The organism is Dyadobacter sp. CY356 (assembly GCF_021440195.1).
GTDB lineage: Bacteria > Bacteroidota > Bacteroidia > Cytophagales > Spirosomataceae > Dyadobacter.
This window is the reverse complement of record NZ_JAJTSZ010000002.1, coordinates 737,316-749,847: the sequence shown is the minus strand read 5'-3', so window position 1 is coordinate 749,847 and position 12,532 is coordinate 737,316. Positions and strand designations below refer to the sequence as shown.

Sequence of the window (12,532 nt, the reverse complement as noted above, 5' to 3'; positions counted from 1 at the left end):
ATTTATTGATATCACGCTGAAAAATATTATTCAAGAGCAGGCTGCTGATCTAAAATCACAGGATTTATGGGAACGGATATATAAAAACAGGAGCCTTCGCCGGGTGTACTTTCGAACCATATTTCTCCATTTTGGGCTTTGATGTATTCAACACAAAGTAACAAACCCAGGCCAACTCCCTTTTCACCTTTTGTGCCAAAAGTAGATTCTGCTTTCAAAGAAAAAAGATCCTGCTGTCTCTCCTTTGGTATTCCGATCCCGGTATCTTTTATTGAAATGATACAACTTGCCGGGGCAGTTTTTGCAGAAACTGATATCACACCGCCTTTGTGTGTAAATTTGATAGCGTTGCCAACAAAATTTCGGATAATGAGCTGCATCATATCTTTATCAGCGTAAATTTTCAGTTCAGGATCAAAGGAATAATCCAGCATAATATCTTTTGCAGCAGCAACATTTTTTTCAAAATTCAGTGTATCGGACAAAATATCACAAACATTTAAATATTCAGGATAGGCCGTTACACCGTTAAGCTGGGATTTTGACCAGGCCAGCAGTTTGGTAAGCAATGCGAGCGTATCTTTTGTTGCGAACAAAAGATCTTTTTCTATACCTATTTTCTCAGATTCTTCGAGCCTGTAAGAAGATAACAATTCCAGATACCCTTGTATGCTGGAAAGTGGTGATCTCAGGTCGTGTGCAATGATTGACATCAACTTCGTTTTCTCGGCATTCAGACTTTCAAGTTCCAGATTTTGCTTTACTATACGCAAATTCTTTTTTGTGATCGATTGGGTTTTTATAAGTGCGGAGGTTTTTTCACGTTCATAACTTTTTCGAAGAAAAGATATATAAACAAAGACCAGCAATGCGATTTGAATATACGAGGAAGTTTGATCTACAAAACCTTCAAGCCGGCTGGTATAGGGAGTTGGGAATAATTCCGGATGAAAGTATTCTGTAAGATACAGCGCCACAACAATACCAATATTGACCGGAACCCAAACCTTGTATTGCTCAACCGGACTTATTAAAACACTGATCAGTAGAAATAGTAAGAAAAACTGTTCAGTAGGCCCGGAAATTCCACCATTTACAAAATAGGTAAATGTGAAAAGTCCAAGTCCGAGAATATTGGAAATAAATATACTTGTGTTGACCTTCTTTAAGAATCTTGAATTGTAATAAAGTCCAACGCAGAGAATTAGTACGAATATACAAGCCCAGGCTACGTCAGGCAAGCCAACAAAAAAGTTGAAAGGAATATCGTAAACAATCGCTGCAATCGAAATCAGACATGCGGAGTGAAATATGCGGGCATTAAGGGGAAACTCAGATGGGTGTCCCGCCAGCCTGATCCAGTACTTATCTAAAAGTGCTTTATTCGGAAAAATTTTGCTTTTCATTTGTACAAATATAAGTCAACTTATACCAATACATCCAACTTGTTGCGTTATCCTATCCGGCCGGGCGGATTTTTTTTATTATTACAAACGATCAAGCTGCTTATCAATTTCCAGCGCGGCGCTGATCAGTGCCAGGTGTGTGAAAGCTTGCGGAAAATTCCCGAGATGCTCAGCTTTGTGACTGATCTGTTCACTAAAAAGTCCCAGGTGATTTGCGTAACCTGTCATTTTTTCGAAACTGTCCAGTGCTTTACTCACCTCGCCACTTTTGGCAAGCGATTCAATATACCAGAAAGAACACATATTAAATGTTCCCTCATCGCCTTGCAGTCCGTCAAATTGGTCAGGGCCATTTCTGTACCGATATAAAAGAACGTCAAGACCCAATTCACGTTCCACCACTTTCATAGTTGACAGCCATCGGGGTTCATGCGGAGAAATAAAATGGAGTAACGACATAAGCAATACGCTTGCATCCACATGACTGGCACCTTTGTATTGAACCCAGGCACCTAATTCTTCATGCCAGAAATTTTCATAGATATCAATATATATTTCATCGCGCACCTCACTCCATTGCGTTTTTGGGTAGGGAAAAGAACGGTGCTCGGCAATTTTTATCGCGCGGTCCATCGCTACCCAGCACATGAGCCGGCTGTGAAGAAATTCTTTCTCAACATTTCTTATTTCCCATATACCGTGATCGGCCTTTTTCCAGCTTTTGATCACTTCTTCAACCTGCTTATATATGGTTTGCCAGAATTCATAGGTTATGGCAGAATACTGTTTGTCATAAATATAAACCGTGTCAATCAATTCCCCGTAAATATCAATCTGAAGCTGGTTCTGAGCCGCATTTCCAATTCTTACCGGTTTTGATTTTTTATATCCTTCCAGATGTTTCAATTCTTTTTCTTCCAGATCGTGATGTCCGTCAATGGAATACATCAGATAAAGTTTGTCATCAACACAACGATCGTGTATCCATTTCAAAAATGCGGTGGCTTCTTCGGTATAACCCAGCCTTAAAAAAGCATACATCGTGAAAGCAGCATCTCTGATCCAGGTAAAGCGATAATCCCAGTTTCTGCCAGCACCCAAAGTTTCGGGCAGACTAAATGTAGGCGCGGCAACCATGGAACCCAGCTCGGCAGATGTCAGCAACTTTAAAGTGATCGCTGATCTGTTCACCGTTTCATTCCATCTGCCTTTGTAAACGGATTGTTTTGACCAGTGTCGCCAGAAATTAATTGTTTCGGTGTAAGTCTGTTCTTTATAAATTTCGATCGGTTCAATCTCCTTTTTTTTCTGATTTCCATCTTCAAGAATCAGGTAAGCAGTTTCAGATTGTTGCAGCGTGAACTCAGCGTACCCATAATTTTCTACAATCTGTAATGGAACTGACGCCGACAAACGCAAGGTGGTTTTAGCTTCGTCATCAGCCTTGAATAGTATGACATTATTTTTCAGCTCACAGGTATGTCCGGACCGGGCATAATCAAATGCCGGATCACATTTTACCTGATAAGTAATTGCACCTCTTACAGATTTAACTTCCCTGACAATAGCATTGGATTTTTTTGGATTTCCGTTTTCAACCGGCATATAATCAGTCAGTTCCACTATACCTTCTTCGGAGAAAAAGCGTGTTAAAAGAACGGCTGTACCAGGAAGATAAAGCTGTTTGGTTTTGTAATCCCTGATAGCGGGTGTGATTGAAAAATTACCGCCTTTTTTACTATCCAGTAATTTCGCAAAAACGGTAGGGGAGTCAAAATCAGGATATGACATAAAATCTATACAACCATCCATTGATACCAGCGCCACCGTTTTCATATTTCCAATCAGGCCGTAATCTTCAATAGGATTGTATCCTGCTTTGTCCTTCTGCATGTGTTTAACTTGAAAATGTAGGGAATGAAATTATTCTGTCAGGATCAAAATAATCAGGCCAGCCTCATAAGCCGGTTATATTTTGTAAGAATTTTGGATGAGACAAATGATAGAGAAGCGATTGAAGTTGTAAAATTAAGCAGGACCTAAAACAGAAAGGTATCCCGTTTCCGGGATACCATCAGTAATGTAAAGGGCTGGCAAAATAACTTATAAAATTTTTGGGTTCAGTTTTGAAGCGAGGAGCTCACCGGTTGGTGCTCCCGCCATCCAGCGCTGACGGTCGGCTTCCTGATGTTTGTTCTGTGGCTCAGTTACTCGCGCGCCATCTGCCACAAAAATAATGGTCATCACTTCCCTGACGACATCGGCAGATTTGTTACCGGGCGCAGAATGCAGTGTCCAGCCATAATGCCACGTCGCATCACCGGCATTCATAGTTTTTGCACGGGCTATTTTGTAACCTTTTTCCTGAACAAATTTTTGCAGCATAATTTCGGATTCATCCGAGATCGGGACGTTTTCAATAAAACCACATTGATGTGATCCGGAAGCGAACGTGAGCATGCCCATGTCCGTATCAATATCAATCAAAGGCATCCACATGGTGATGGTTTTATCTGTGTCAACCGGCCAGTAATACTGGTCCTGATGCCATGGTGTGAAGCCCCCGCCAGGTTCTTTGTACAATGCCTGATCATGATAAATTCTTACATTTTCGACACCCAGAAGATCAGCGGCGATCTTGCCAAAACGTTTTGCAAGTGAGAAGTTTTTTACATTTTCATCAACTTCCCATAAATTGGTAATTTGCAGAAAAGCCTTTCCATAAGTGTCCCTGTCTTCCAGTTTACGCTTTTCTGTGTTGTAGGTTGTGGCTGCCTTGTTGATCACGTCACGGTAATACGCAACTTCGTTTGAATCAAGAACACCGGGAATCATTATATGCCCGTTTTCTTTGAAACTTTCGATTTCACTTTCGGAGACTGTTTTGTAACCGTTTAGATCGGGAGCGGTCAAAGTAGCCATGCATTTTTAAGGTTTAGGAATAATCATTTGCAAATTTCGTCCCTTTATTGATTTTTTGTGAGGCATATAATGGCCATTTTATGGTGTATTTTATCTATTTTTATAAATAATATTAATTTTTGAATAATAAAGTCAACATGAAGCCTTTATTTGAAAATTTGCAGCCTGGGCCTGAAAGTTCATTTATTGTCAGAGCTTTTGACCTTGAACAGTTCACCGTCCCCTTCCATTTTCATCCGGAATTTGAACTGACAATGATTTTAAAGGGTAGGGGAAAACGTTACGTGGGAAACAATATGGAAGATTTCGAGCAAAATGATCTGGTATTGATCGGACCAGATTTGCCGCATTGCTGGAAAAGTGAGAAGGAAGATGGCGTAAAATCAGTGGTCGTACACTTTATAAATGATTTTCTGGGAGAAGATTTTTTCAATAAACCTGAGCTTTCCAACATTCAAAATATCCTTCAGCGTAGTGCTTCCGGTATACGTTTTTACGGAGAAACAGCTGAAAATGCAGTTACAAAAATGGAGTTATTGTCGGTTGAAGAAAATCCTTTCCGCAAAATGATGCGCTTACTCGACGTCATGGAAGACCTGGCGGGATCTTCTGAATATCAGCTGCTCGACCATGGAGGCGCGGTTGCACAACTTCCAAATATCAATAAGGAGAGGATGAATGTGGCGTTGGGTTACATCGTCGATAATTTCCGGCAAGACATTATTTTAAATGAAGTAGCTGCCGAAGTGAATATGTCACCCAATGCGTTTTGCAAATATTTCAAAAAAGCTACGGACAAAACTTTCATGGAAACTGTAATTGATTATCGTATTAATTTTGCGATGCAGCAGCTTTTATCAACAGAAAAACCAGTTGCCGAAATTGCCATGGAAAGCGGATTTGGCGATGTTTCTCACTTTTATAAACTATTCAAAAGAAGGATTAAGATAAGTCCGCTGCAATACAGAAAAGATTTCCAAAAAGGTATTTAAGATATGGAAGTCTGAACGTAATCAATTTCTAGAAAATCTTCGACATTTTTAGCCCATAGCTGTTCAACAAATTGAACGTGATCAGGATGTGCCGAGTAATCGTCATACTGTTTTTGATCATCGAATTCCATGGTTAGCCCGTAATCGAATTTATTCGATTTGCTAATTTCTTTCACACACTGAAAATTATTTACCCCAGGTATAGAAGACAATGCAAGTGCTGCATTTAAAAATGCCTTTTCCTCTGAGGAACCTGGTGCATGTTTGAGTTTGAAAAAAACGGAATGCGTTATCATATTTTTTAAATAAGCTGTTGAATATTGGAAAAGGCTAAGTTAATGTTTCGCCTTCAATTTTTTAAAAATATTAAACGTCGGAGCTGCGCATAAAGAAGGGAAAAGAAATCAATCTTTTCCCTTCTTTCAAAATCTTAAAGTAATTAATCGTTATTGATCAATGGAATAGCCCAGAAAATGCTGGCCTGGATCACACTGTTTTTGAAATCTGGTGTGATGTTTTGTCCTGTAAAATCGCCAACTTTTGAAAGTCCGGCAATGTAACGGGCACCGATTCCCAATCCGATTTTTGTCTGATAACCAATTCCCGCGCCTACTGCAAGATCAAGGTTTTTAGAAAAGTGACTGATTGTCTGATCGGGCAGATCCTGTGAAGTTCTAAATCCTACCTGCGGTCCTGCCTCAATGAAAAATCCACCGTTTGTTTTTAATTTAAACATCACAGGAATGGTCAGGTAACTTATTTTATAATCCTGCTGACCGGCCGGACGCTGAACTTTTGCACCTTGTGTAGAAAACAAAACCTCTGGTTGAATCGAGAAATTTTTGCCAAAACCAAAATTTAAAAGACCACCGATATGGTAACCTACCAAGGGATCCGAGTCAATATTACCGCTTGTATAATTGCTGATGTTAACACCCGCTTTCGGACCGATACTGAAATTTTGTGCAAAAGTAAATGTGCTGATCGTTGCCAGACATATTGTAAATAGTAGCTTTTTCATGTCGTTTAATTGATTATATTATTAGATGGTTTAAATTTTTAGACCAAACACGCGTTTGAGTCTAAAAATATGAAATTAAAATAACCATACCTGTTGACAAGGCTCTGTGAATTGCTAACCTGTAATAAATTTTGTTTTCGACTCGTGTTCGTGCATTTTGTGAAGATCATTTTACCGTGTCTGGGTAACTAATTTTGTTGTCCATGGGTATAGCAAAATGATTATTAACCTGGCTGAAATACTGCGGTTACAAATAAGTATTTAATCTGTAATGGAAATTGGGGAAATTTTTCTCGGCATTGTGAAAGCAATCCTGCAAAATTTCAGATACTACTTCCTATTTTTATCAAAATGAATTAGTCAACATTCCCGCTTTATCAGATCATGTATAACCGAAGAGACTTTTTACGAATTTCAGGTTTGTCGGCCGCACCGGTTGTGACCGCGATAACTGGTTTTTCCCCCGGCGTAGAACCGGAAGTTCCCAAAAAAGAAGGATTGTATTTTATGGGCGACGGGCCTATGTATTCTCCTGATGAGTTTTTGGAAAAATTACAGCAGATCCATAAGGACAAACCAATTGTAAAAGATTTCTACGGAAAAGGTGGAAGTGTTGAGCAGCTTCTGAAAAAGTTTTGTGAAATAACTGGTAAGGAATCAGCGATTTATATGCCTTCCGGAACGCTTGCGAATCAACTCGCGATATCTGTTTTATCTGGTGAAAATGCAAAAGTTATTGTTCAGGAGACGAGTCACGTATACCGTGACGAGGCAGATGCTGCACAATCGGTTTTCAGTAAACGTCTGATTCCGCTTGCCGCCGGAAGGGCGTATTTTACATTGGATGAATTACAAAAATCCATTGAAGAGCATACCCAGGGTGAAGCATTTAAAAGCGGAATTGGGGCAGTTTCTATTGAAAACCCGATCAGAAGAAATGACGGACAATTTGTTCCTCTGACCGAAATTAAGAAAATCAGTTCCTTCTGCCGGGAGAAAGGTTATAAACTTCATCTGGATGGTGCGCGCATCTACCTGGCATCAGCCTTTTCGGGAGTTTCGGTTTCTGAGTACGCTTCTTTTTTTGATACTATATACATTTCATTATATAAATATCTTGGTGCCTCCGGAGGTGCAGTGTTGTGCGGTCCAAAGGATATCATCGATAAAATGGAACATTTGACAAAAGTGCACGGTGGCGTTGTTTTCTCAAATTGGGCTAACTCAGCGATGGCTTTACATCATCTTGACGGAATAGACGATCGTTTTAAACGATTCTCGGTTCAATCACAGCAACTCTTTAAAATGATGAACCAATTGCCTGAAATGAAAGTATCGAGCCTGGAAAACGGTACAAATATTTCTATTCTAAAACTTGCTGATACTGTGAATTCTAAAAAGCTAAGCGAAGTTTTATGGAAAAAATATAACATTGCCCTGCCTGTTGCCAAATCGGACGGTACTATAAAATTAATGGTTAATGATAGTTTGTTGACGCATTCCAACGAACAAATAATGAGTGCTTTTAAAGATGCGCTTGGATTGTCTAAAATTTGATTGAGTAGATCTTCTTACATCTCATCAACCAGTTTTCTCAATACATCCGTATCAATAGGTTTTCTGATGAAATCTTTCACCGGACCAATGGACATAGCGCGGTCATAATCATCCTTATCATCAGAAGAGCTGGTCATATACAGCGTTATGTCCTTTTCGATGACTGGAACCAGTTGGGTGTAACCAGCCAAAAACTGCCATCCATCCAGTATTGGCATATTGATATCCAGTAGAATTAATTCCGGCAGCTCTTCCGGCTGCATTTTCTTATCCATAAAGAATTGAAGCGCTTCCATACCGTTTTTGAAAAAAATGGACTTTTCGGCTACTTCCGCATGTTGGATTATTCTCTTGATAAGAAATGTGTAAATATCATCGTCATCGATAACACAGATAAGATTAATTTTTTTCATAAAATGTAATTTTAAATTTAGTGCCTTTATTGGGTTTGCTTTCTACTGTGATTTTCCCGCCTTGTGACTCAATCTGGTTTTTGATCAGAAATAATCCCACACCATTTGCATTTTTATGGTGGTGGAATGTTTTGTAGAGTCCGAAAATTTTCTCGCCGTGCAGTGTCAGATCGATACCGAGGCCATTGTCGGTATATTCAAAAATCGTGATCTGATTTTTATCAAGATAGGTTTTAAGTTCAATGTGTAAGTCTTCTTTTTCCTTTTTATATTTAATACCATTAGAAATCAGGTTCATAATAATACTTTCAAGATAGATTCCCGGAAACAAGATTTTATCTACCTCAAAATTCATATTAACAACAGCATTACTTTCTTTTAGCCCGGTATCCAGCGCATTCAAGACCTTTTCGGCGGTTGCAGTAAAACTTAATTCCTGACCTGGTAAATAACTCTCTCTGATTTTAATAACATTCGAAAGATCATTCAAAGTCTCATTCAGGTTAAAGGAAACCCGTTTTATTTTCTGAAAAATTTCCGCATTATTATCATCGAGGCTTTTTTCATCCACAATATCAGTGAGCATCGAAATATTACTGGAATGATTCCTCAGATTGTGTGAAAGTATGTGCGTGAAATTTTTAAGCTGGGTATTTTGCCGGGCCATTAAATCAACCGATTTGCTTAGCGCCAGCTCGTTTATTTTATATTTATCAATGTCCATAATCACACCCCTCATTTTAATCAAATCCCCATTTTGATCAAATAAAGGCTTGCCATAATAACGGACCCATTTCTTGCTTTGATCCGGCGTTACAAGTTGTAATTCAAGATCCCATCCAATACCTTTCTCATAAGCATCTTCCAATGTTTTTCGCAATATCTGCTGATGTGGTTTTATGAAATGTGACAGGGACTCCTCGGGTCCGATGTAATAATCTACCTCCCGGCCAAAGATTTCATAGGCTGTTCTGGACCAGTTGAATTGTTTCTTCTGCACATCAAATTCCCATCCGCCCACCCGGCCAACATGCCCGGCCTCTGATAGTAAAAATTCGCTGGCTGCTAGTTTTTCTTCTACCAAACGCCGCTCATTAATCTCATGTTCGAGTTCCTTTACAGATCTTAGCAGCAATACATTTGGTAAGATCCTGTACAATGCATAGACGGTGGTTACAGATACTACCGCAGTAAGGAGCCTGATAAATGCGCTCAAACGATAAGCGGGCCACCAGAAAATAATGGCATCTACGAAATGGTTAGTTCCGCATAAAACAATAAAAGCACCAAAAAGCCAGACTAATTTGGGAAATGGAAAGTCTTTCCGAAGAATGACCAGACGCAATAGAAATATTGGTATCAGAAAGTAAGCAGCCCAGATCAACAGGTCTGATATAATGTAAAGCCAGCCATGAAAATCAGACCAGGTTCCACAGTACCAACGTGCGGGCCAGTCATTGGTATCCAAAAGGCCGGAAAAAAATGTAGCCACTTGTTCTCCCAACCCTGCCTGAGATGCGGCGTGTTGAGTATTTCTTGCCTGACAAATGGGCCCGCAATCCGGAATGTTGGGAATTGTTGTGTCTGGTTTCACATTAGTTTATTAAGGTGTGTTGCAGTTGAGTTTTTGCCAAATAATAGAAATTTTACTTTTAATGAAAAAAGTAAAATTTAAGAAGTTCCTGTATTGAATCACCCGAAAAAAAGGGGTTTAGAACAGAACGATAATAAGGCTTTGTAATTCAGAAATGAAATTACATTAGAAATGGACGCGATCCGTAGCTAAGAAATGAAGATCAGCTTCCTGACAAAAGATTAGTTGTGTAAAGTTTTGGTTCATAACATTTAAGTTGGAGGATTAAAATTATAACGATCACTGTGAAACGTCAATACGCGCTAATATACGATTCGAAGTTTCATTTGGATCATTCTTAGTTTAGTTTTTTGTGTATTTCTTAATTACTATCAGAGTTTTATGACCACATCTGGATAGGGAGTTTTGGCAATAGTCCTGCAAGCTAATTCCTGAACTCGAAATTATAAAACCTGAGAATAAGAATTACGACTTTGAAACTGCTTTTTGAAGTAGACCCAAAGCTATTGATACTCAAAATTGACTGCGGCATAGAAATTGTATCGGCAGAATTTTAATCGAATAAGTCAGAATAATGGTTTTACCAGTCTGGCTAATAAATAATTTTAAACCTCATCATGGAAAATTTTACAATGCTTCAATTTTTTGAGTGGTATTATCCAGCCGACGGAAGTCTGTGGAACCACTTTAAAAATGAATCAGAAAGACTTAAATCAATTGGTATTGATTCTGTGTGGCTTCCGCCTGCACACAAAGGAATGGAGGGCAGCAAGTCGCCGGGATATGATTCTTACGACTTATATGATCTGGGAGAATTTGATCAGAAAGGTTCAGTGAGAACAAAATATGGTACAAAGCAGGAATTTATTGACGCGATAACTGCCGGAAAAAACGCGGGTCTGCACGTGTATGCAGACATTGTTTTAAACCATATGGGTGGTGCTGATGAAAAGGAAGTGGTGACGGTTAAGAAGGTTGTCCCAGAAAACCGGAACGAATTTATCAGCGAACCCATAGAAATAGAAGCTTATACGAAATTTACTTTTCCTGGGCGGAATGGAAAATACTCATCCTTTGTATGGGATTACCAGTGTTTTTCAGGTGTGGATTTTGATGCGAAAACAGAAGAAACTGCAATTTTCAGTATTCAGAATCAGTACGGTGAAGGTTGGCAGGATGTGTTGGATAACGAAAATGGAAATTACGATTATCTGATGCTTTCCGATATTGATTTTCGTAATCCGTTTGTGAGAGAGGAGCTGAAACGCTGGGGAGAATGGTTTTATGAAACTGTTGGGATAGATGGTTTTCGTCTCGATGCGATCAAGCATATGGATCCTGATTTTTATAATGAATGGCTGGATCATTTAAGAGGTAAGTATCAGAAGGAATTTTACACGGTTGGTGAATACTGGGCGCCTTACGATTTGTCATCGATGTTGGCGTACATTGAAGCGACAAACCGTAGAATGTCACTTTTTGACGCGCCGCTTCAGGCCAATTTTTATAAGGCCTCAAAAGAGAATGGAGATTTTGACTTACGTACCATTTTTGATAACTCTTTGGTTCAGGCCTGTCCAGAATTGGCTGTGACTTTGGTGGAAAATCATGATACACAGCCACTTCAATCGTTGGAGCAAACGGTTGAGGCCTGGTTTCGTCCTTTGGCTTATGCTTTGATTTTATTTAGAAAGGATGGGTATCCATGTATTTTCTACACCGATTTGTATGGGACAAAATACGTTGATACCGGCAATGATGGTGAGGAGCACGAGATCACGCTGGAAAGAATGGATCATGTGGAAGCGTTTCTTTTTGTAAGAAAACATCTGGCATATGGTCAGCAAAATGATTATTTTGATGATCCAAATTGCATTGGCTGGACACGTGAAGGGGATGAGGAACATGAAAATTCCGGGTGTGCCATCGTCATTTCAAATGGAGAAGAAGGTGTCAAAACCATGCACATGGGTGAACAACATGCAGGTAAAACTTTTGTGGATTACTTGGGTAATGTTACCGATGAAATTGTGATAGGCGAAGATGGTTCGGCAACGTTTAAAGTCAATAGCAGATCCGTATCTGTATGGGGATTGAAAAATAATTGAACTCAGATTATGTTGATTTAAAGACAAAAGAGCGGTCGAAATTTTCGATCGCTCCTTTGATTATTGCAACACTGCAGGACTAAGCATCTGCTCAAATTCTTTAACAGCTTTTCTTAATTGTTTTTCTGAAACGCCGCTGTATTTGGTCTGAAGTGCCCTGGCTTGTTCCGAATCCAGTTTTTTAAGTTTCCAGAATTTGGGATGGCTTTCTACGATCGGCAAATGAAATTCTTCTTCTTTTGGATCTTTAATCAGCACATTCACCGTAACCGTAATTCTTGAAAAATCTTCTGCCAGCAGTCCCTCAGTTATCACTTTCAGGCATCGTCCGGTATCTAATATAAATATTTTTTCCTGTCTCATGTCTAAATCCATATCTTCTGAGTTACAAAGATATTTATTGTCCTCAGTAAAAGTAAGGGCTTAACAAAATGATAATTTTGGGTGATCTACGTTTGTAAATTCCTCATTCGGTCTAAAAAAAGGAAGTGTTGAAGCCGAGGAATACAATCAGGTTTA

General features: G+C 39.2%; 11 protein-coding genes. 3 read left to right on the top strand and 8 right to left on the bottom strand.

Annotated features, from left to right (window positions below; all coding sequences use genetic code 11):
* Positions 1-26 precede the first annotated feature (26 nt).
* The 3 genes from LXL81_RS09470 to LXL81_RS09460 all read right to left on the bottom strand — a co-directional run bounded on the left by LXL81_RS09470 (position 27) and on the right by LXL81_RS09460 (position 4,328).
* Positions 27-1,406, bottom strand: coding sequence for a sensor histidine kinase KdpD (locus LXL81_RS09470; RefSeq protein WP_234646535.1), 1,380 nt, complete (start codon positions 1,404-1,406; stop codon positions 27-29).
* Positions 1,407-1,487: 81 nt separating this feature from the next.
* Complete coding sequence (locus tag LXL81_RS09465) at positions 1,488-3,299, bottom strand: glycoside hydrolase family 15 protein (protein WP_234646534.1); 1,812 nt, start codon at positions 3,297-3,299, stop codon at positions 1,488-1,490.
* 210 nt (positions 3,300-3,509) lie between these two features.
* Entirely contained in the window at positions 3,510-4,328 is an 819-nt protein-coding gene (locus tag LXL81_RS09460; RefSeq protein WP_234646533.1) for a phytanoyl-CoA dioxygenase family protein, read from the bottom strand.
* 137 nt (positions 4,329-4,465) lie between these two features.
* Between LXL81_RS09460 and LXL81_RS09455 the strand changes: the two genes are divergently transcribed.
* Positions 4,466-5,320 (top strand): AraC family transcriptional regulator, encoded by an 855-nt coding sequence (locus LXL81_RS09455; RefSeq protein WP_234646532.1) that lies wholly within the window; start codon positions 4,466-4,468, stop codon positions 5,318-5,320.
* Here the strand turns inward: LXL81_RS09455 and LXL81_RS09450 are convergent.
* Together LXL81_RS09450 and LXL81_RS09445 are read right to left on the bottom strand one after the other, a co-directional pair.
* A complete protein-coding gene (locus LXL81_RS09450; RefSeq protein ID WP_234646531.1) occupies positions 5,317-5,616 on the bottom strand; it encodes a Dabb family protein in 300 nt (99 codons plus the stop codon). The two genes, LXL81_RS09455 and LXL81_RS09450, sit on opposite strands and share 4 nt — an antisense overlap.
* Positions 5,617-5,759: 143 nt before the next feature.
* Entirely contained in the window at positions 5,760-6,341 is a 582-nt protein-coding gene (locus tag LXL81_RS09445; protein ID WP_234646530.1) for a porin family protein, read from the bottom strand.
* Positions 6,342-6,725: 384 nt separating this feature from the next.
* Here LXL81_RS09445 and LXL81_RS09440 point away from each other — a divergent pair, with 384 nt between their 5' ends.
* A complete protein-coding gene (locus LXL81_RS09440) occupies positions 6,726-7,898 on the top strand; it encodes a low specificity L-threonine aldolase (RefSeq protein WP_234646529.1) in 1,173 nt (390 codons plus the stop codon).
* Between the two features lie 14 nt (positions 7,899-7,912).
* Here LXL81_RS09440 and LXL81_RS09435 read toward each other — a convergent pair whose 3' ends face one another.
* Together LXL81_RS09435 and LXL81_RS09430 are read right to left on the bottom strand one after the other, a co-directional pair.
* Positions 7,913-8,311 (bottom strand): two-component system response regulator, encoded by a 399-nt coding sequence (locus LXL81_RS09435; RefSeq protein ID WP_234646528.1) that lies wholly within the window; start codon positions 8,309-8,311, stop codon positions 7,913-7,915.
* On the bottom strand, positions 8,298-9,905 hold the full coding sequence (locus tag LXL81_RS09430) for an ATP-binding protein (RefSeq protein WP_234646527.1): 1,608 nt from the start codon (positions 9,903-9,905) through the stop codon (positions 8,298-8,300). The genes LXL81_RS09435 and LXL81_RS09430 overlap by 14 nt, the downstream gene beginning before the upstream one ends.
* A 617-nt stretch (positions 9,906-10,522) precedes the next feature.
* Here LXL81_RS09430 and LXL81_RS09425 point away from each other — a divergent pair.
* The gene (locus LXL81_RS09425; protein WP_234646526.1) at positions 10,523-12,013 is read left to right on the top strand and encodes an alpha-amylase; all 1,491 of its coding nucleotides are present in this window, start codon (positions 10,523-10,525) and stop codon (positions 12,011-12,013) included.
* A gap of 60 nt (positions 12,014-12,073) precedes the next feature.
* Here the strand turns inward: LXL81_RS09425 and LXL81_RS09420 are convergent, their stop codons facing one another.
* The gene (locus LXL81_RS09420) at positions 12,074-12,388 is read right to left on the bottom strand and encodes a hypothetical protein (protein WP_234646524.1); all 315 of its coding nucleotides are present in this window, start codon (positions 12,386-12,388) and stop codon (positions 12,074-12,076) included.
* Between the last annotated feature and the right edge of the window lie 144 nt (positions 12,389-12,532).